Here is a 20223-nt window from a genome sequence, read left to right as displayed (position 1 = left end):
GTTCTTGGAAGGTCACCCCTCCATCGCTTCCAGTTCCTTGCCACGGGTCTCGTGGATCAGCTTCTGGACGAGGAAGAACGAGACCACGGCGCTGACGGCATAGAAGCCGTAGGTCGCCGCCAGGCTCATCTTGGCCATGGCCGGGAAGCTGAACGAGATGGCGAAGTTGGCCATCCACTGGGCGAAGCCGGCGACGGCCAGGGCCGAACCGCGCATCTGGTTGGGGAACATCTCGCCCAGCATCACCCACATGACCGGGCCCCAGGAGAGGTTGAAGAAGATCACGTAGAGGTTGGCGGCGACCAGGGCGATCGGGCCGACGCTGCCGTCCAGGTGCAGGGCGCCGTTGACGGTGGTGGCGGTCGAGAAGCACCAGGTCAGCACGCCCAGGGTCACGGCCATGCCGGCCGAGCCGATCAGCAGCAGCGGCTTGCGGCCGATACGGTCGATCAGGGCGATGGCGGCCAGGCAGGCCAGGATCGACAGGGCGCCCGACAGGATGTTGATCTTCAGGCTGTCGTCCTCGGTGAAGCCCACCGACTGCCACAGCACCGAGCCGTAGTAGAAGACGATGTTGATGCCGACGAACTGCTGGAAGATCGCCAGGACCAGGCCGGCCCACAGGATCGGACGGATCTTCTTGGTCACCGGGTCGAGCAGGTCGGAGAACTTCGGCTTGTGGTCGGCGCTCAGCGAGGCGCGGATCTCGGCGACCTTGGCCGCGCCCGTGCCCGGGCCGAACAGGCGCGAGAGGATGGCTTCGGCCTTGGCGTCCTGGCCCTTGGCGACCAGGTAGCGCGGGCTTTCCGGGATGGTCAGCAGGGCGAAGAAGAACACGCCGGCCGGGATCACCTGCATCCAGAACATCCAGCGCCAGGCGGGCAGGCCCAGCCAGAAGTCGGCGGTCGAGCTGCCGGCGGTGTGGGCCAGCACGTAGTTGGCCACGAACGCGCCGGTCAGGCCGGTGATGATCATGATCTGCTGCACGGACGACAGGCGGCCGCGGATGTTCGCCGGGGTCACTTCCGAGATGTAGACCGGGCAGAGCACAGACGCCGCGCCGACGCCCAGGCCGCCGATCAGGCGGAAGATCACGAAGATGGTCGAGGTGTGGGCCGCACCGGTGCCCAGGGCGCTGATCACGAACAGCAGGGCCGAGATGATCATCACGGTGCGGCGGCCCCACACGTCGGCCAGGCGGCCCGCTGCGAAAGCGCCGATCGCGCAGCCGATCAGGATGGCCGCCACGTTCAGTCCGGTGCCGAACTCGGTCAGCTTGAAGGCGCTGTTGAGGCCTTCCTGCGTGCCGTTGATGACGCCGCTGTCGTAGCCGAACATGAAGCCGCCGATGGTGGCCACGGCCACGATGGCGGCGACGAAGGCCATGTTCACCTTCGCGCCGTCGGCGCTCATGCCGGCGCTAGGCCCGGCGCTGGAAACTGATGCCACTGGGTTCCTCCCCGAACTGACCCTTGAAGGGCCTGCTTTGATCCCTAACGCGCCCCCGCAGGGACCTTAGTTGCCGGCGACATTAGTGTTACCGGTATCAGCACGCAAGCGGCGGTTTTTGCGGGATTCCCGCCGCGACCGCCGCCGCTTCGCCGGGCGATAGTGTCAGGTCCGACGGCGCTCGCAAGGGGCGATGGCAACGTTGTCATAGGCGCGATCGTCCACGGGGCGGAGGAGGGCGTGAGGGCCGTTGCGCCGGCGCCACGCCGGGCGGCGCCAATGCAACATTGCCGAAAAGAAATTTGCCCCGGAGAGCCGGCCGCGCTTTACCGCTGGAGGTCGAGACCAGCGCGGACCGTCCGCTCGCGGCGCCTCGACGAGCCTGCCTCGGGGGACGCGCCTTGCGCCTGAAGACCATCCTTTTCTCCGCCGCCGCCATCGTCGCGACGCCTTGCCTGGCCCTGGCCCAGACGGCGGCTCCGGCCCCCGCCCAGGGCGGCCCGACCGCGGCGCCGAAAGCCGCGCCCGCCGCCGTTGAGGGCGTCACCGTCACCGGCGACGGCGCCGCCATGCGCAGCTCGATCGACCGCCGCAGCTACAGCGTCTCCAACGACCTGTCGGCCCGCACCGGCTCGATCGCCGACGCCCTGCGCAACATCCCCTCTGTCGAGGTCGACGTGCAGGGCAATGTCAGCCTGCGCGGCGACGCCAACGTCACCATCCTGATCGACGGCAAGCCCTCGGGCATGTTCAACGGCGACGGCCGCGGCGACGCCCTGCAGGCCATGCCGGCCGACCAGATCGACCGCGTCGAGGTGATGACCAACCCGTCGGCAGCCTTCCGTCCGGACGGCACGGCCGGGATCATCAACCTGGTCACCAAGCAGACCCGCAAGCCGGGCGCCACCGGCACGCTGCGGGCCAACGCCAGCACCGACGGCCGCTACAACGGCGGCGTCAGCGGCAACTACGTCAACGGCAAGCTGACCCTGTCGGGCGACGCCGGCTTCCGCCACGAACAGCAGAAGGCCTGGCAGACCATCGACCGCACCACGGCGGCGGGCACGAGCAGCCAGGACGGCGTCTTCGAGAACGACGGCGACATGGTCAACCTGCGCGGCGGGATCGACTACGACCTGACCCCGAAGGACCGCCTGAGCGGCGAGGTCCGCTATCGCCGGATGAAGTTCGACACCACCGGCGACGAGACCTACGAGACCACCGGCGCCTTCCCCGACTACACGCGCGCCACCGACGCGGCGATGAAGCGCGACAACAAGGCCGCCAGCGCCGACTGGCGTCACCAGTTCAAGGGCTCCGAGCACCAGCTGACGGCGCACCTGGAGTACGAGCAGACCGACTTCTCGCGCAATTCCACGGCCTTCACCGACTACAGCGCGGGCGCCGACGCCTATGAGCTGTTCGGCTTCGGGGCCGACCAGGAGCGGACGAACTTCAAGACCGACTACGCGCGCCCCAATGTCGGCGGCGGCACGCTGAAGACCGGCCTCGACTTCGAATGGGTCAAGAACGACTACGACAACCACGGCTCCACCGGGCCGTCGCTCGGCGCCCAGACGGTCGACCCGGCCCGCACCAACCGCTTCCTGTTCGACCAGGACGTCTATGCCGGCTACGTCACCTACGAGAAGGCGTTCGGCGACTTCACCGCCCAGGGCGGCCTGCGCGCCGAGCAGGTGCAGATCAACGGTGACCAGGTGACCGGCGGCCAGACCTTCGAGAACGACTACTTCAAGGTCTATCCCAGCCTGCACCTGGGCTACACGGTCAACGAGAACAACACCTTCAAGGGCAGCTACAGCCGCCGCGTCCAGCGCCCGCAGGTGCAGGACCTGAACCCCTATCGCATCTACCAGGACCCGCAGAGCTATCGGGCGGGCAACCCCTACCTGAAGCCGCAGGTCACCGACTCGTTCGAACTGGGCTGGCAGTACCGCAAGGGCCCGGCCTACTACCTGGCCACGGCCTACTATCGCAGCAGCGAGGGCGTGGTCACCGACGTGGTCCGCGACCTGGGCGACGGCGTGCTGCTGACCACGCGCGAGAACCTCAACAAGAGCCGCAACGGCGGCCTGGAGCTGGTGGCAAACGGCCGCCTGACGCCCAAGATCACCTACAATGTCAGCGCCAACGCCTTCTGGAACGAGATCGACGCGGGCAACCTGGGCTTCTCCGGCACGCGTTCGGCCACTACGCTGTCGGGCCGCGCCAACGTCAACTGGCAGGCCACGCCGAAGGACTTCTTCCAGATCAACGCCTTCACCTCGGGCAAGCGCCTGACCCCGCAGGGCCATCGCGAGCCGTTCCAGATGGTCAATCTGGGCTACCGCCGGAAGGTCAACGACAAGCTGTCGTTCGTCGTGACCGTGCAGGACGCCCTGGACAGCTTCGAGGACAAGGCCGTCACCGATACGCCGACCCTGAAGGACGTCACCCTGCGCACGGCCAATGTGCGGGCGATCTTCTTCGGCTTCGCCTGGAACTTCGGCGGCGGCAAGCCGCGGCCCGAGCAGTTCGACTTCGGCTCGGGCGCGGTCGGGGGCTGAGCCGCATTGCGCGGTCCTCGCCCTTCGACAAGCTCAGGGTGAGGACCATTTCCAGGCCGCGCAGTAGAAAACCTCATCCTGAGCCTGTCGAAGGACGAGGTTTTCGTTCTCGCTCTACAGCCAGCCCGCCTTCTTGAAGCGCCGGTAGAGCAGGGCGCAGACCACGCCGATGACGCCCAGGACCAGCGGATAGCCGAAGGTCCATTTCAGTTCCGGCATGTGCTCGAAGTTCATGCCGTAGACCCCGGCGACGGCGGTGGGCACGGCCAGCATGGCGGCCCAGGCGGCCAACTGGCGGGTGATGACGCCCTGGCGCTGCTGCTCGAGCAGCGAGCTGACCTCGAACACCGAATTGAGCACCTCGCCCAGGCCCGCGATCAACAGGTCCACGCGCGCGACGTGGTCGCGGATGTCGCGGAAGTAGGGCTTCACCTCGGGATCGATGCACGGCGTCTCGTGGTGCTCGAGATAGCCGGCGACCTGGGCCATGGGCCCCAGCAGCCGCAGGAACTTGGTCAGCTCGCGGCGCAGGGTGAACAGGCGGGTGATCTCGGCCCGGCTGAGGAAGGCGTCCAGCGCCCGCCGCTCCATCTCGGCCAGCTCGTCCTCGATGGCGTCGACCACCGGCAGGTAGCCGTCGACGATGAAGTCGAGCACGGCGTGCAGCACGTAGTCGCCGCCGTGGGCCAGCAGGGCGGGCATGGCTTCCAGGTGGGCGCGCAGCTCCAGGTGCGCCCGGGCCGAGCCGTGGCGCACGCTGATCAGGAAGTGCGGGCCGACGAAGATGTCGGTCTCGCCGAAGACGATGCGGCTCTCGACCATCTGGGCGGTCTTGGCGACCACGAACAGCTGGTTGCCGTAGATGTCGACCTTGGGCATCTGCCGCGCGTGCAGGGCGTCCTCGACGGCCAGCGGGTGCAGGTCGAAGCGCTCCTGAAGGATCCGCAGTTCGTCCTCGCGCGGATCCACCAGACCGATCCACACGAACTCGCCGTCACGCGGCGCCAGGCTGCCTGGATCGTCGAGCCGGATCTCCCGGACCCGCTTTCCATCGACATAGGCGTAGGCGGCGACGACGCTCATGAGGGCTCCTGCGTTGCAGGTCCGCAGATGGCGTGAACAGCGCGCGGGGGCAAGGGGAACCTCCCCCTGTGGGGGAGGCGGCCGAAGGCCGGTGGGGGGACGTTTTCAGCTGGCGAGGCGTGGGCCATCCCCGCACAGACGCCCCCCACCGATCGCTGCGCGATCGCCTCCCCCACGGGGGGGGGAGGTTCCTTGTGGCCTCGCCCTAAACCCGCTCCAGCGTCACCAGCACCAGATCGTTCTGGTTCAGCGCGAAGTCGAGCGCGGCCACGCCGTCCTTGCCGACGGTGATGGTGCGATCGATCTCCGGCTTGTCGGCGGTCAGGGCCTGCAGCTTGCCGATCTGGTCGGGCGTCAGGCTCTTGGGCATGCCCAGCTCGATATAGGCCGTGTAGGCGTCGTTGGCGCGGAAGCCGGTGCGCTGGGCGCGCAGGCGGTAGCGGCCGGGCTTCAGCCCCGCGACGCTCAGCGCCGCGCCGGGCGCCTGGGCGGCAGGCTGCACCTTGGTGAAGTAGGAGCGGTTGCTGGTCGGCTGCACCGGCTGGCTGAAGTCCCAGACCAGGGCGGCGACCTTGCCGCCGTCCATCGAGGCCAGGACGCTATTGTCCGTAGACGGAACTTCCTTGCCGCGCAGCGCCGCCAGGTACTTGTAGGCGAACCACGACGGCTTGCGGATACCTTCCGGGTTCATCAGGCCAAAGCCGCCCTGGAACGGCGCGGTGGGCGGCCCGGGCTCTTCGAACAGGTCGCTGTAGGTCCAGTAGCTCATGCCCTGGACGAGGCCTTTGACGCCCTTCAGCTTGGCCAGGATGTAGGCGGCGCTGTGATAGCTGTCGTGCACCGGGTCGCGGGGCGTGTAGCTGGTGCTCCATTCGGTGAAGTAGAGCGGCAGGCCGGGGAAGGCCGAGGCTTCGATCTCGGCGCGCACCTTGCGCACGTCGCCGATGATGGCGTCGGGATTGGCCGACAGCTTGGTGTCGTCCTTGCCGTTTTCGTCGAGGAAGCCGCCCTCGACGCCATAGGTGTGGGTAGTGACGAAGTCGACCGCCGCATTGTTGATCTTGCAGTAGGCCAGGAACTCCGGAACCCAGGCCGCGCCGGCCGTCGACGGACCGCCCACGCGCAAGGTCGGGTCGATCGCCTTGATGGTCTTGGATGTCAGGGCGTAGAGGTCGAAATAGACTTTCTGGTCGGCCTTCTCCCAGAAGCCGTCGAGATTGGGCTCGTTCCAGACCTCGAAGAACCAGGTGCGCACCTCGGCCTCGCCGTAGCGCTTGCGCAGGTGTTTGACGAAGGCGTCGATCAGGTGCGCCCAGGGCTCGAACTGCGGGTGCGAGGTGTTGCCCTTCCACCAGAAGACCGTCAGGTCCGAGGTCTTCATCGCCTCGGGCGTGAAGCCCAGCTCGATGAAGGGCTTGAGGCCCATGGCCAGCAGGCGGTCGTAGAGCTGGTCGATCTTGGTCCAGTCGTAGACGATCTTGCCGTCGGGACCTTTCTTCACCGTGCCCAGCACGTCGTGGAAGATGGCGTGGAAGCGGATGTAGCGGAATTTCAGCTCGTCCGACGCGGTCTTCAGCTGGGCCAGGCTGTCCTCGCGCAGCAGGGTGCCTGGGTAGTCCGAGCCGATGGAGAGGTCGAAGAAGCGATCGACGGGCTGGGTGGCCTTGGCCAGATCGAGGGCGATCGTCCGCTTGGCCGGGCCCGCGAAGGCGGGCAGGGAAGGCAGCGCTGTCAGGCTGGCGATCGTGGCCATCAGTCGGCGGCGCGAGAACATTCTTCGTTTCCTTCCCTGCCCCTCAAGTCGTCATCCCGGAAACGGCGAAGCCGTTATCCGGGACCCAGGGGCCGGCGCACTGCGGTTCCCCCTGGGTCCCGGCTCTCCGCTTCGCTGCGGCCGGGATGACGAGCACTGGGACGTTGTGAGCGTCAGTGATTATGCCGCGGCAGCTTCGCCGCCAGGTCCTGGTACTTCACGGCGAATTCCAGCACCCCGCCGGTGTCGAGCTGGCTGGCGTGGGCGCGGTAGATTTCCTGCCAGGGGGTCATGGTCTCCGGCACGGCCGGGATGCCCTCCTTGCGGCGCTCGGCGATCACGGCCTCGTCCACCAGCGCGTCGCAGCGGCCGGTGTTGATGTCGATGCGGATCGTATCGCCAGTGCGCAGCCATGACAGGCCCCCGCCCACCGCGCTCTCGGGCGAGGCGTTGAGGATCGAGGGGCTGTCGGCGGTGCCCGACTGGCGCCCGTCGCCCAGGGTGGGCAGGCTCATGATCCCTTTCTTCAGGAGATGATCCGGCGGCTGCATGTTCACGACCTCGGCCGAACCGGGCCAGCCGATCGGACCCGCGCCGCGGATCACCAGGATGCAGCTTTCGTCGATGTTCAGGGCCGGATCGTTGATGCGGGCGTGATAGTCGTCCGAACCGTCGAAGACGACGGCTCGGGCTTCGAACACGCCTTCCTGGCCCGGCTTGGACAGGTAGCGTTCGCGGAAGTCGGCGCCGATGACGCTGGCCTTCATGATCGCGAAGTCGAACAGGTTGCCGCGCAGAACGAGGAAACCCGCCTTTTCAGCCAGGGGCTCGGCATAGGGGAAGATCACCTCGCGGTCGCTGGTTTCGCGCCCTTGCAGGTTCTCAGCCATGGTCTTGCCGGTGACGGTCAGCACGTCGCCGTGCAGGCGGCCCTGTTGCAGCAGTTCCCACAGCACGGCCGGCGCGCCGCCGGCCCGGTGGAAGCGCTCGCCCAGATACTTGCCGGCCGGCTGCATGTTGACGATCAGCGGGATGTCATAGGCCGCCCGCCAATCGTCGGCGGTGATCTCCAGCCCGGCATGGCGGGCCATGGCGGCGATGTGCGGCTGGGCGTTGGTCGAGCCGCCGGCCGCCGCGACCAGGGCGATGGCGTTCTCGAAGGCCTTCCTGGTCAGGATGTCGAGCGGTTTGACGTCGTCATAGGCCAGGTCGACGATCCGCTGGCCGGTGCGATAGGCCATCTGGCCGCGCTCGCGATAGGGGGCGGGGATCGCCGCGCAGCCGGTCAGCGACAGGCCAAGCGCCTCGGCCACGGCGTTCATGGTCGAGGCCGTGCCCATGGTGTTGCAGTGGCCCGCCGAGGGGGCCGAGGAGGCCGCGCGCTCGATGAACTCGTTCTCGTCGATCTCGCCGGCCGCCAGCTTGCGGCGCGAGCGCCAGATCACCGTGCCCGAACCGACCAGCTCGCCCTCGTGCCAGCCGTCCAGCATGGGCCCGCCGGATAGTACGATGGCCGGGATGTTGACCGTGGTGGCGGCCATGATGCCGGCCGGCGTGGTCTTGTCGCAGCCGGTGGTCAGCACCACGGCGTCGATCGGATAGCCGTGCAGGGTCTCCACCAGGCCCAGGTACGAGAGGTTTCGGTCCAGCGCCGCCGTCGGGCGACGGCAGTTCTCGAAGATCGGGTGGACCGGGAACTCCATCGGAATGCCGCCGGCGTCGCGGATGCCGTCGCGCACCCGGGCCACGAGGTCCAGATGGATGCGGTTGCAGGGCGAGATGTCGCTGCCGGTCTGGGCGATGCCGATGATCGGCTTGCCGCTGCGCAGCTCTTCCGGGGTGATCCCGTAGTTCATGAAGCGCTCCAGATAGAGCGCGGTCATGTCGATGTGGTCGGGGTTGTCGAACCAGTCGCGCGAGCGGAAGCGGCGCGGCGTACGATTAGCGGAGGTCAAGGCGCACCTCGTATTGGGGCTGCCCGGCGACGTCGACGGGCAGGGCGAACAGGCCCCCGCACAGCGGGGCGGCGGCGAGCTGCTCGTCGCTCAGGCCTTTGCGGGCGGTGGTGAAGTAGAGGGTCTTCAGGTCCGGTCCGCCAAAACACGGCTTGGTGACGTTGATGGCCGGCAGTTCGACGCGCCGCACGACCTGGCCTTCCGGCGAGATGCGGATGGCGCCGCGACCGCCCCAGAGGGCCGTCCAGACGAAGCCTTCGGCGTCGACCACCGAGCCGTCGGGCCAGGCGTCTTCGATCGTCAGGCGGAAGAACTCGCGCTTGTTGGAGAGGGCGCCGTCTTCGCCGATGTCGAAGGCCCAGATCACCTTTCCGAGCGTGTCGGTGTGGTAGAAGGTCGCCCCGTCCGGCGAGACGGCCGGGCCGTTGGTGATGCAGATGCCGGCGTCATGCTGGCTCAGCGAACCGTCGGCTTCCAGCCGGTATAACGCGCCGCTGTCGGTCTCTTCGCCGTCATGCATGGTGCCGAACCACAGGCGGCCTTGCGCATCGACCGTGGAGTCGTTGGGGCGGTTGTCGAGACCGGCGTCCTCGATCTCCGAGATGAAGGTGAAGCCCAGCTCGGGCGTGAAGTGGTGCAGGCCGCTTTTCAGTCCGGCCACGAAGCCGCCGCCGACGCGCGGCGCGACGAAGGTCACCTGGTCGGGCGCGTCCCAACTGGCGGTCTCGCCCGTGGCCGGGGTGTAGCGGTGGACCCTGTGGCCCTTGATGTCGACGAACCAGACGGCGTCGCCATGCCAGATCGGCCCTTCGCCGAGCGTGGCCTTCAGGTCCCAGACGCAGGTGGGGGCAGTCATAGCGCTTCGTCTCCGCCTACGGCGCTGGCCCCCTCAGTCGCTCCGCGACAGCTCCCCCAGAGGGGGAGCATCTTCTTGGCGCGGCGCTCCTAGATCCTCCCCCTCTGGGGGAGGTGGCCCGGAGCGCCGGAGGGGGTCCTTCGCCGACCTATCTTATCGCCAGCCGGCGTCGATCCAGTATTCGTGGCCGGTGCACAGGCTGCCGTCGTCCGAGGCCAGGAACAGCACCAGCGAGGCGACGTTGGCCGGCAGGATGCGGCCCTTGACGGCCTGGGCCTTGACGATCTCGGCCTCGCCTTCGGGCGTGTACCACTTCTCCTGGCGCTTGGTCTTGACGTTGCCCGGCACCACGCAGGTGACGCGGATGTCGTCGGGGCCGAGCTCGCGGGCCAGGGCGCGGGTCATGCCCTCGATGCCGGCCTTGGCGGTTTCGTAGAGGACGAGGTCCTCCAGGCCCAGGTGCCAGCTGATCGAGCCGAAGTTGATGATCGCGCCGCCGCCGCGGGCCTTCATGCCGGGGGCCGCGGCCTGGGCGCAGAACAGCATGTGACGCAGGTTCACGTTCATGCGGTTGTCCCAGTAGGCCGGGGTCACGTCGGCCAGGCTGTGACGGTCGTCGTTGCCGGCGTTGTTGACCAGCACGTCGATCGGGCCGGTCTCGGCGAAGAACGCCTTCACGGCTTCCAGGTCGGTCAGGTCGACCGGCTTGAACACCGGCTTGATCGGAGCGTCGGCCAGGTCGGCGACCAGGGCCTCCGAGTCCTCGGCGGCGATGTCGACGAAGATCACTTCGGCGCCCTGGCGGGCGAAGGCGGTGGTGATGCCCGCGCCGATGCCGGAGCCGCCGCCGGTGATGACGACGCGCTTGCCCTGAAGGCTGGGATAGATGGCAGAGGACATGCGCTTACGCCTGGAAAGAGGAAACGAGGATCACAGCAGGCCGCGGCCGGCCAGGTTGCGGATCAGGGCCGAGATGCCGAAGGTCCAGGGCTTGGCCTGGTCGCAGGTGGTCACCTCGTTCTCGAGCACGCCCAGCTTGGGGGTCGAGACGCGGACACGGTCGCCGACCTTGTGGGTGAAGCCCTGGCCGGGCGCGTCGCGGTCCTGGATGGGCGCGAACATGGTGCCCAGGAACAGCACGAAGCCGTCCGGATACTGGTGCTGCTTGCCATAGGCCTGGCCGGCCAGCACGGTCGGATCGCGGCTGATCAGGCTCATGTTCGACTTGCCGTCGAGCACGAAGTCGTCGCGGCCGGTGATCTTCAGCTCGACCTCGGCGCTGCGTACGTCATCGAGGCTGAACGAGGCGTCGAACAGGCGGAAGAACGGACCGATCGAGCAGGAGGCGTTGTTGTCCTTGGCCTTGCTGAGCAGCAGGGCCGAGCGGCCTTCGAAGTCGCGCAGGTTGACGTCGTTGCCCAGCGACGCGCCGCGGATCTCGCCCGAGCCGTCGACCAGCAGCACGACTTCCGGCTCGGGGTTGTTCCAGTGGCTGTCCTTGCGGACGCCGACCTGGTCGCCCCAGCCCATCGACGACAGCGTCGGGCCCTTGGTGAAGATCTCGGCGTCGGGACCGATGGCCACTTCCAGGTATTGCGACCACAGGCCATCCGCCACCAGCGCTTCCTTCAGGCGCGCGGCGCCTTCCGAGCCCGGCTCGACGCTCTTGAGGTCGCCGCCCATGCGGTCTGACAACTGCTGGCGGATTTCCAGGGCCTTGGCGGCGTCGCCGCGGGCGCGCTCCTCGATCACCCGTTCCAGGGTCGAAACGGCGAAGGTGACGCCGGCGGCCTTCAGGCATTGCAGGTCGACGGGGGCCAGCAGCTTGGCCGGCGCATTGCCCTGCGGGTCGTCCCAGACGGGGCGCAGGTCGAGCTTTTCCAGCGGACCCTTGTCGACGCCGCGCGGGATCGCGTCGCCCGGGGCGTAGGCGTTCATCAGGTCGGCGACGGTGGGGGCGATCTTGCTGACGTCCTCGACGTGGCCGCCGCGGATCAGAACGGGGGTCGGGCCCTGGCCAAAGTCGATGCGGCCCAGAAGGGTCGCTTCCCGCCAGTCCTCGGGAAGGTATTGCGTCACGCCCACCGCGTTTTCTCCCTTTCGCGCGGGCAGGGATCGTCGTCCCGCCGCCACGCTTCTTAACTCCCTGACTTGTTAGCGCTAACATGTGGAGGGGCGCAAGGGAGTTGTCTGACAACTCAAAACTCATGTCTGCCGACACGCGGTCGCGCCGCAACGAGCCCACCTCTCCCATGGGGAGAGGGAGGGGCCGCGCCGCAGGCGTGGGAGGGTGAGGGGGTAGGGCGTCGGAAGGTTGGCGCGTGTGAGGGGGAACGGCGGCCGGCCGTGTAACCCCTCACCCTTCCAGGCTAACGCCTGGGCCCCTCCCTCTCCCTCTGGGAGAGGGGATCTAGGTCGGCGCCGGCCCTGCCGAGTCCCGCACGATCAGGGTGTGCGGATGCATCAGCTGCCGCGGCTCGCCGGTTCCGTCGCGGTGGCGGCGGATCTCTTCCAGCACCAGGTCTACGGCGGCGCGGGCCATGGCGGCGATGGGCTGGTGGACGGTGGTCAAGGCGGGCCAGATGTTGGCGGCGATCGAGGTGTCGTCGAAGCCGACGATCGAGACGTCGCCCGGCACGTCCAGGCCCAGGCGGTGGGCCAGCCCCGCCGTGGCGGCGGCCATGTCGTCGTTGGCGGCGAAGACGGCGGTGGGGCGGTCCTTGGCGTTCAGCAGCCGCTCGGCCGCCTCCAGGCCCGAGCGGTAGGTGAAGTAACCCTGCTCGACGCGAACGTCTTCCTGCGGGATTCCGGCGGCCTTCAGGGCGGTCATGAAGCCGTCCATCCGCTGCTGGCTGACCGTCTGGTTGGGGTGGCCCTTGATGAAGCCGAAGCGCTTGTGGCCGAGCGCCAGCAGGTGCTGGGTCAGCTCGAAGGCGGCGGCTTCGTTGTCGATGCGGATGGTGGCCATGTCGCTGCTGGCCATGCCTGGCGCGACGGCCACGGCGGCCGCGCCGGCGGCCTTCACCTCGGCCAGCACGGTCTGGGATTCGCACAGCGGCGGCGGCAGGATCAAGCCGTCGACGCCGGTCTTCAGCAGCCGGGCCAGGGTGGCGCCGGCCAGTTCCGGCTCGGCGCACTTCTCGATGACGATCTGCGAGCCGGTGCGGCTGCTCTCGTCGAGGGCGCCGACCAGGAACTCCGACAGGTAGCCGGTCGAGGGGTTGTCGTAGAGCAGGCCGATGCGGAACGGGGCGCTGCCGGCCAAGCTGCGGGCGGCCGGGTTGGGGGCGTAGTTCAGCTCGGCGATGGCCTGCTCGACCAGCGCCCGCGTCTCTTCCTTGACGGTGGACTCGCGGTTGATGACCCGCGAGACGGTCATCGGCGACACGCCGGCGCGGGCCGCGACGTCGCGGATCGTGGCGCTCTGGCTGCTGCGCCGCCGGGTGCGCTCGGTGCGTTCGTTCATAACTGAGAAGTCCGTCCCTTTTGGGCGAGTCTAGACCGTTTCTCGCGCCAGGGGGAAGCGGGGCCTTGGTCGAGGCTCCCGGCAAGGCGTAGGGAAGGGGGCATGAACACGCGTGACGCTCGCCTTGGAGTCATCATTTTGTGCGGCGGCCGCTCGGTCCGGATGGGGCGGGACAAGGCCCTGATCGACTGGGGCGGCGTGCGGGCCGTGGACCGCGTGGCGGCCCTGGCGCGGGCGGCCGGCGCCGAGATGGTGCTTACAGCCGGGCGCGACTACGGCCTGGATTGGGTCCCCGATCCGCAGGAAGGCGCGGGCCCGGTCGGCGGCGTGCTGGCCGGCGCGGCGGCGCTGCGGGCGCGCGGCTGCGATCGGGCCCTGGTGCTGGCTGTCGATGCGCCGACCCTGACGGTGGACGACCTCGCGCCGCTGCTGGCGACGGAGCGGGGCGGGACGTTCGAGGTTTCGCCCGTGCCGATGGTGCTGCCGCTGGACGCCCTGCCGGAGGAGGCGCAGGCGGGCTGGCCGCTGCGGCGGCTGGTGGAGCGGGCGGGGCTTGCGGTGCTGAAATGTCCCGAAGAGGCGAAGGCGCGGTTGCTGGGCGCCAATACGCCGCAGGAGCGTGATCGACTTAGGCCGTAACCCCTCAGTAGACGTCCCGGCGATACCGGCCCTGATCCGCCAGGTCCTCCAGCGCGCCTGCGCCCAGGATCTCGCCCAGCGCTGCGTGGACCTCGCGCGACATGCCTTCCAGCGAACCGCAGACATAGATCGCCGCGCCCCGCGCCACCCAGGCCCGGACCTCGTCGGCGGCCGCCCGCAGGCGGTGCTGGACGTAGACCTTCTCAGCCTGGTCGCGGGAGAAGGCGAGGTCGAGCCGCGCCAGCACGCCCGAAGCGACCCAGGCCTCGATCTCCTCGCGATGGAAGAAGTCGTGGGCCGACGAGCGCTCGCCGAAGACCAGCCAGTTCCGCTTGCGGCCCAGGGCGGCGCGGGCCTTCAGGTGGCTGCGCAGGCCGGCCAGGCCCGTGCCCGCGCCGATCAGGATCATCGGCCGGTCGTCTTGCGGGGCGTGGAAGCTGCGGTTGGCGCGCACGCGGCCGGCGATCTCGGCCCCGACGGCGGCGTGCTCGACCAGCCATCCCGAGCCCAGGCCCGGCTTGCCGTCGGCGCGGCGCATCAGGCGCACGACCAGCTCGACCCCGCTGTCGGCCGGCAGGGAGGCGATCGAGTATTCGCGGTGCGGCAGGGCAGGCAAGGCGTCGACCAGGGCCTGGGGCGTGGTTCCGGCCAGGGCCTTGATGGCGGCGTCCTCGTGCGGCAGCCGCCGCCAGGACAGGGCCTCGCCCAGCGCAGCGGCCTCGTCGGCCTTCACCGGCGCTTCGGCGCTCAGCGACAGGCGCGAGAGCAGGTCGGCGACCTCGGCCGGGGCGTTGCGCGGACCGATCTCGACGATGTCGCCGGCCTGCCAGGCCGCGCCGCCGTCCTGCGGCTCAAGCCGAACGTGGAAGGCGCCTTCGCCGGCCGAGCCGGGGTTGAGCAGGCGGCGGCCCGACAGGGTCCAGCGACCATAGGCCGGGCGGCTCCAGTCGGGGGCGTCGGTGGAGCCGGTGAGCACCGCCAGCTGCGACTGCCAGTGGCGCAGGGCGGCGGCTTCGCCGTCGTCGACCTCGACCGTGTCGAACAGGCGCGCGCCGCCGTTGCGGGCCAGCCAGGCGTCCAGCGAGCGGCCAAAGGCGCAGTATTGGGCGTAGGTCGAGTCGCCCAGGGCCAGCACGGCGTAGGACAGCTTGCCCAGGTCCGGTTCGGTCGCCATCACGTCACGGATGAAGCGGCGGGCGTTGTCGGGCGCGTCGCCCTCGCCGGTGGTGCTGACGATGAAGAGGGCGCGGCCGGAAAGGTCGCGGGGCTCGACGGCCGCCAGCTCGCGCAGGCGCACCGGCAGGTCGGCCGCCTGCAGCGCCTTGGCCGTGGCCATGGCCAGCTCTTCGGCGAAGCCCGTTTGGCTGGCGAAGGCGACCAGCACCGGTTCGCCGGCGCCGGACGCCAGGGCGGCCTCCTCGCGGCGGGCCTTCCGCTTGCGCAGGGCGACCTTCACGGCGATCCCGGCGCACAGCAGCACGTAGAGGCCGACCACGACGGCGGCCAGGGCCAGGCGGCGGGCGTCCGGCGGCAGGCTGGAGAGGAAGTCGGTCATTCGTCGAGCATCGCCAGCAAGGCCGGCGACAGGCGCTCGGACAGGCCGTTCGGACCGCGCGTGACCACCAGGGCCGGCAGGTTCCGGGCCGTGGCGAAGGCGATGGCCGCGTCGGGACCCATGACGGTGAGCGCCGTGGCCAGGGCGTCGGCGGTCATGCACTCGGAGTGGATGACGGTGACGCTGACCACGCCGGCGTCGCACGGCGCGCCCGCGGCGGGGTCCAGCGTATGGGCGTAGCGCTTGCCCGCATGGTCGAAGAAGCGGCGGTAGTCGCCCGAGGTCGCCACCGACAGGCCATGCAAGGCCAGCAGCGTGCGGGGGGCGTTCTCGTCGTTGGCGCCGGCGACCGGCGGGCGTTCCAGCTCGACCCACCAGGGCTGGCCGTCGGGCTTGGCGCCCGTGCCGCGCAGCTCGCCGCCGACCTCGACGAGGTAGGAGCGCACGCCGGCCCGGTCTAGGGCGCGGGCGGCCTCGTCGACGCCGAAACCCTTGGCGATGCCGTTGAGATCGATATGGAGCCTCCCCGGCTGGAACAGCGCGTCGCCGTCCAGCGTCACGCGGCGCCAGCCGATGGGCGCGCGGGCGGCGTCCAGCGCCTCGGCGCTGGGCGGCTCGCCGGAGAACGGGCGGGGGCCAAAGCCCCAGAGGTCGGTGATCGCGCCCAGGGTCGGGTCGAAGGCGCCGTCGCTGCCTTCGGCCACCTCGAGGGCGCGGCGCAGCACCGTGGCGAAACCGGCCGGCAGGACGGTCCAGCTTCCGGGCGCTGACCGATTGAAGCGGGAGAGCGCCGACATCGGGTCCCAGGCGCTCATCTCGGAGACGACCTTGTCCAGCGCGCGCTGGACCATGGCGGTCATGGCCGCAAGGTCGGTGGTGACCGGCAGCACGGCCTTGACCGACCAGGTCGTGCCCATGGTCTCGCCGTCGAACCCGCGCACGACCCCGCCCACCGGCCGGGCCGGCGGTTCGCTGAGCATGGGAACGAGGACGCGGGTCATGGGGAGGAAACCTCTTCCCTTCCCCCTTGATGGGGGAAGGGCAGGGTTGGGGGTGGAGCGGCGGTGGACGTCACCCCGGCGGAGCAAGGTCCTGAACCGGTGTCACCCCCATCCCCGACCCTTCCTCCATCGAAGGGGGAAGGGAGATATGCGGATTACGGACGCTGGGCTTCCAGGGTCGCGGTGTAGCTGGCCGAGAAGCCGTTGCCGGCCAGGGCCGTCGGGGCGCCGCCTTGGCCGCCGCCCGGACCACCTTGACCGCCGGGGCCGCCGGGGCCGCCGGGAGGGCCGCCCATGCCGCCGCGGCCGGTCTCGCCGGTGCGGACGCTGGCGTTCAGCCAGTACATGCCGGCTTCGGGCAGGGTGAACTTCACCGCGCCGTCGGCGCCGGTCTTGACCTTGATCTCGCCCGGGGTGGCGCGATAGCGCGAGTTACCCGGCACGAAGGTCACTTCCAGGTCGGCGGCGGGCTTGCCGTCGATCAGGAACTTGAAGGTCGCCGCTTCAGTGGCCACCACGTCGTTGGGGTGGGTGACGGGAACCAGCTCCAGGCCCTTGCCGGTCGGCTTCAGCACCGTGTCGGTCGGGGCGCCGCGCGTGACGAAGGTTTCGTTGCGGTTGAAGCTCTTGATCGTCTTCAGGTCGGCGGCGCCGGCCGGAACCTGCTTGGCGAAGTCGTCGGCCGAACCCCGGAAGCGCTTGACCTCGCCGTTCTCGGTCCAGCTGGCCATGACGCTGCTGGAGGCCGTGCCGATCTTGTAGGTGCCGGGCTTGGCCAGTTCGACGTCGAACACCGAGCGGTACTGGCCGGTCGAGGCGTTCTTCAGCGGCTCGGTCGAACCGTCCGGGGTGGTGATGACCACGCCGTCCACACGCATGGCGCGGTGGTCGGGGTAGAACAGTTCGTTGGAGATGGCCGCGTCGACGGTCACCCACGAGCCTTCGCCCGACAGGATGGTGGCCGAGGGGACGAACCAGGCGCGGTGGGCGTGGGCGGCCAGCGGCAGGGTCAGGGCGACGGTCGCCGCCGTGAGGGCGAGAAGGCGCTTGCGAAGGGTCATGGCGTTTCTCTCTTGCTTATTTGACGGTGACCGAGACGGCGCCGAGCTCGGCCGTCCCCTTGGCGGAGGCGGTCTTGCCGGGCTTGCCCCAGGTGAACGGCACGCGCACGGCCTCGTGGCCGCCGACCTCGCGGGCGGCTTCGACCACCAGGGTGTAGGCGCCCGGCTTCAGCTTGGAGAGCTGGCTCTTGGCGCCGCTGAAGGTCAGCTTCTGCGGACCCGGCGCGCGGGTGGCCGAGGAGATGCCGTCGGCGGGGAAGCTCATGGTGCGGCCGGCCTTGCGCCACCACTGGCGCATGTCCTTCAGCCACTTCTCGCCCTTGTCCTCCTTGGAGTCCGGGTCGTACCAGACGGCCAGGGTGGCGGCGGCCGTGGCGTCGGGGCCCTCGACCCAGATGGCGACGTAGGGCTTGTGGTACTCGGCCACCGAAAGGCGCGGGATCTCGACGGTGACGGCGAGGTCGGCGGCCATCGCCGGAGCGCCGACGGCGGCGCCGGCGAAGGTCAGCAGGGAGACGGTGCGCTTCACGGAAGGCGGCCTTTCTCTAAAGGTGGACGAACAGGATGATGATCAGGAGCGGAATGGCCAGCCCCGCGGCGGTCAGCGGCCAGGTCATCGGCCGCCCGCGGGCGTGGAACTGAAGCAGGATCAGGCCGGTGACGGTGAAGATCACGCAGGCGCCGGCGAAGATGTCGATGAACCAGCTCCAGGCCTTGCCGGTGTTGCGGCCCTTGTGCAGGTCGTTGAGCAGGCTGACCCCGCCGCGGGTGGTCTTCTCGTGCTCGACGGCGCCGGTCTCGCGGTCGATGGCGATCCAGGCGTCGCCGCCGGGACGGGCCAGGGCCAGGTAGACCTCGGCGTCGGACCATTCGCCCACGCGGCGGGCGATGTCGGCGTCGACGGCCTTGTCGAGCCAGGTCTCGACCTTGATCGGCAGCGGGCGCTTGCCCTCAGTGGGGCCCGAGGCCAGCTCGGCGATCAGTTCGGGCGGCAGGGTCGCCTTCTTGCTGACGACCTTGGGCTCGGCCTCGATCGAGCCGGCGTGGTTCAGGGTGAAGCCGGTGATGGCGAACAGCAGCATGCCCACGAGGCTGATCGCCGCGCTGATCCAGTGCCACTGGTGCAACTGCTTCAGCCAGAAGGAGCGACGGTTCTGTTCGGCGGCGGCTTTCACGGGATTCCGGAACGGACGAGCTTCAGTGCCGCCGTCCATACTTGAGAGCGACTTGCAATTACAAGAGCCGATCGCCGTATGGCCGCGATTGGAAGCATTTGGCCACGGAACGTTTCGCAGTGCATGGCCCATCCATGACATTGCTCGCCACGCGCCCAGGGGCGGGACCTCGCTAGCCTCCGGGCGGCGCATCCATTCTCCTCCGTGAAATCCCGCTTTTCGGGAGGAGACTACGCGGGAAGGGGGCCAAGCCCTCACGCGCCGGCCGCCATTCGCGCGGCGACGGCAAGCTGCTATGCCTCCCACCATGGCCAAGCTCGACGACACCTATGATCCGCTGATCCCCGTTCCGGCCGAGCGTCGGGTGTTCGGGACGCGCGACGCCTTTTCGCTGTGGTTCAGCCTGGGCATCGGCCTCCTGGTGCTACAGGCCGGCGCGTTCCTGGTTCCGGGCCTGAGTCTCGGCATGGCGCTGGCGGCGATCGTCACCGGCTCGGCGCTGGGCGCGCTGCTGCTGGCGGCGGCCGGGGTGGTAGGGGCCGATACGGGCCTCTCCGCCATGGGAACGCTGCGGCTGGCCCTGGGCGCGCGGGGCGCGGCGGTTCCGGCGGTGCTGAACGCGGTGCAGCTGGTCGGCTGGGGCGCCTTCGAGATCATCGCCATGCGCGACGCCGCCGACGCCTTGGCCAAGCAGACCTTCGGCCTGTCCAACCCGCTGGCCTGGACGGTGCTGTTCGGCGCCCTGGCGACCTGGCTGGCCTTCATGGGGCCGGTGTCGTTCGTGCGGCGGTTCCTGCGCGCCTGGGGGCTGTGGCTGCTGCTGGGCGGGGCCGGCTGGCTGACCTGGCGGCTGCTGGCCCAGCACGACCTGGCCGCATTGTTCGCCAAGGCCGGCACGGGCGAGATGAGCTTCGGCGCCGGCGTCGACCTGGTCGTGGCCATGCCGTTGTCGTGGCTGCCGCTGATCGCCGACTACACGCGTTTTGGCCGCTCCAGCGGGCGGATGTTCCGTGGCAGCGCCGCCGGCTACCTGCTGGCCAACATCTGGTTCATGGGCCTGGGCGCCTGCTACGCCCTGGCCGCCGGGAGCGGGGAGGGGCTGCTGCTGACCGCCCTGGCCGCGGCGGGCGGCGGGATCGCCCTCCTGCTGATCGTCGTCGACGAGACCGACAACGCCTTCGCCGACATCCACTCGGCCGCGGTCTCGACGGCCACCCTGGCGCCGGTGCGGCCCGCGCATCTGGCCCTGGCCTTCGGCGCGCTGTGCACCCTGATCGCCCTCTTGGCGCCGCTTGCCCGCTATGAAGGCTTCCTGCTGCTGATCGGCTCGGTGTTCGCGCCGCTGTTCGGCGTGCTGCTGACCGACCACTTCGTCGTGCGTCGCCGCCAGCCTGAGGCCGCCGGCGCCTTCGCCCGGGGCCTGAACCTGCCGGGCCTTGTGGCCTGCGCGGCCGGGATCGCGGCCTATCAGGGCTTCAGCCGCCTGGCGCCGCAGCTGGGCGCCACCCTGCCGGCGCTGGCGGTTGCGGCGATCGCATATCTAGTGCTGGGGTTGATCTGGCGGCGACCGAAGGGCTGAGCGACCAGCGTCGCCGTAACGCCGTCCGGTCAAGTTCGTCTCGACAAGCGGCCCCTAACAAAAGAAACATCCAGGCTTCTTACC

The 20223-nt window shown here is 69.5% G+C and carries 16 protein-coding genes; 3 read left to right on the top strand and 13 right to left on the bottom strand.

The features are described 5' to 3' along the window. Positions 1–12 precede the first annotated feature (12 nt). Complete coding sequence (locus SGCZBJ_RS21615; RefSeq protein WP_101719996.1) at positions 13–1449, bottom strand: sugar porter family MFS transporter; 1437 nt, start codon at positions 1447–1449, stop codon at positions 13–15. 401 nt (positions 1450–1850) lie between these two features. Between SGCZBJ_RS21615 and SGCZBJ_RS21610 the strand changes: the two genes are divergently transcribed. Further along, on the top strand, positions 1851–4016 hold the full coding sequence (locus SGCZBJ_RS21610) for a TonB-dependent receptor domain-containing protein (RefSeq protein ID WP_101719995.1): 2166 nt from the start codon (positions 1851–1853) through the stop codon (positions 4014–4016). 114 nt (positions 4017–4130) lie between these two features. On the opposite strand, the gene SGCZBJ_RS21605 is transcribed toward SGCZBJ_RS21610, so the two are convergent. The 7 genes from SGCZBJ_RS21605 to SGCZBJ_RS21570 form a co-directional block, all read right to left on the bottom strand. Beyond that, positions 4131–5099, bottom strand: a complete 969-nt coding sequence (locus SGCZBJ_RS21605) for a magnesium and cobalt transport protein CorA (RefSeq protein ID WP_101719994.1) — start codon at positions 5097–5099, stop codon at positions 4131–4133. 205 nt (positions 5100–5304) lie between these two features. Beyond that, positions 5305–6873, bottom strand: coding sequence for a GH39 family glycosyl hydrolase (locus SGCZBJ_RS21600; protein ID WP_420808186.1), 1569 nt, complete (start codon positions 6871–6873; stop codon positions 5305–5307). Positions 6874–7025: 152 nt separating this feature from the next. After that, positions 7026–8807 (bottom strand): xylonate dehydratase XylD, encoded by a 1782-nt coding sequence (xylD, locus tag SGCZBJ_RS21595; protein WP_101719993.1) that lies wholly within the window; start codon positions 8805–8807, stop codon positions 7026–7028. Then, a complete protein-coding gene (xylC, locus tag SGCZBJ_RS21590) occupies positions 8794–9663 on the bottom strand; it encodes a D-xylonolactone lactonase (RefSeq protein ID WP_101719992.1) in 870 nt (289 codons plus the stop codon). Before xylC ends, xylD begins: the two co-directional genes overlap by 14 nt. 153 nt (positions 9664–9816) lie before the next feature. Further along, on the bottom strand, positions 9817–10563 hold the full coding sequence (gene xylB, locus SGCZBJ_RS21580; protein ID WP_101719991.1) for a D-xylose 1-dehydrogenase: 747 nt from the start codon (positions 10561–10563) through the stop codon (positions 9817–9819). A 30-nt stretch (positions 10564–10593) separates the two neighbouring features. Continuing rightward, on the bottom strand, positions 10594–11748 hold the full coding sequence (locus SGCZBJ_RS21575; protein WP_101719990.1) for a fumarylacetoacetate hydrolase family protein: 1155 nt from the start codon (positions 11746–11748) through the stop codon (positions 10594–10596). A 325-nt stretch (positions 11749–12073) separates the two neighbouring features. Further along, complete coding sequence (locus tag SGCZBJ_RS21570; protein ID WP_101719989.1) at positions 12074–13129, bottom strand: LacI family DNA-binding transcriptional regulator; 1056 nt, start codon at positions 13127–13129, stop codon at positions 12074–12076. Positions 13130–13231: 102 nt separating this feature from the next. Between SGCZBJ_RS21570 and mobA the strand changes: the two genes are divergently transcribed. Continuing rightward, positions 13232–13768, top strand: a complete 537-nt coding sequence (gene mobA / locus SGCZBJ_RS21565) for a molybdenum cofactor guanylyltransferase (RefSeq protein WP_101719988.1) — start codon at positions 13232–13234, stop codon at positions 13766–13768. Positions 13769–13772: 4 nt separating this feature from the next. Here the strand turns inward: mobA and SGCZBJ_RS21560 are convergent, their stop codons facing one another. The 5 genes from SGCZBJ_RS21560 to SGCZBJ_RS21540 all read right to left on the bottom strand — a co-directional run bounded on the left by SGCZBJ_RS21560 (position 13773) and on the right by SGCZBJ_RS21540 (position 18560). Next, positions 13773–15323 carry a flavodoxin domain-containing protein gene (locus SGCZBJ_RS21560; protein WP_101719987.1) on the bottom strand — a complete coding sequence of 517 codons (1551 nt, stop codon included), beginning with the start codon at positions 15321–15323 and terminating at the stop codon, positions 13773–13775. After that, a complete protein-coding gene (locus tag SGCZBJ_RS21555) occupies positions 15320–16324 on the bottom strand; it encodes an FAD:protein FMN transferase (protein WP_101719986.1) in 1005 nt (334 codons plus the stop codon). Before SGCZBJ_RS21555 ends, SGCZBJ_RS21560 begins: the two co-directional genes overlap by 4 nt. A gap of 155 nt (positions 16325–16479) precedes the next feature. Beyond that, positions 16480–17385 carry a DUF4198 domain-containing protein gene (locus tag SGCZBJ_RS21550; protein WP_101719985.1) on the bottom strand — a complete coding sequence of 302 codons (906 nt, stop codon included), beginning with the start codon at positions 17383–17385 and terminating at the stop codon, positions 16480–16482. A gap of 16 nt (positions 17386–17401) precedes the next feature. Next, positions 17402–17914: a DUF2271 domain-containing protein gene (locus SGCZBJ_RS21545; RefSeq protein WP_101719984.1), complete on the bottom strand. Its 513-nt coding sequence runs from the start codon at positions 17912–17914 to the stop codon at positions 17402–17404. Between the two features lie 16 nt (positions 17915–17930). Beyond that, positions 17931–18560, bottom strand: a complete 630-nt coding sequence (locus SGCZBJ_RS21540; RefSeq protein ID WP_101719983.1) for a PepSY-associated TM helix domain-containing protein — start codon at positions 18558–18560, stop codon at positions 17931–17933. A gap of 295 nt (positions 18561–18855) precedes the next feature. Here SGCZBJ_RS21540 and cytX point away from each other — a divergent pair, with 295 nt between their 5' ends. Next, positions 18856–20139 carry a putative hydroxymethylpyrimidine transporter CytX gene (gene cytX / locus SGCZBJ_RS21535; protein ID WP_101719982.1) on the top strand — a complete coding sequence of 428 codons (1284 nt, stop codon included), beginning with the start codon at positions 18856–18858 and terminating at the stop codon, positions 20137–20139. Positions 20140–20223: the final 84 nt, after the last annotated feature.

The sequence above is a fragment of the Caulobacter zeae genome (assembly GCF_002858925.1).
In the GTDB taxonomy this organism is placed as follows: domain Bacteria; phylum Pseudomonadota; class Alphaproteobacteria; order Caulobacterales; family Caulobacteraceae; genus Caulobacter; species Caulobacter zeae.
Note: the sequence above shows the minus strand (reverse complement) of the source record. Positions and strands in the feature narration are given on the sequence as shown.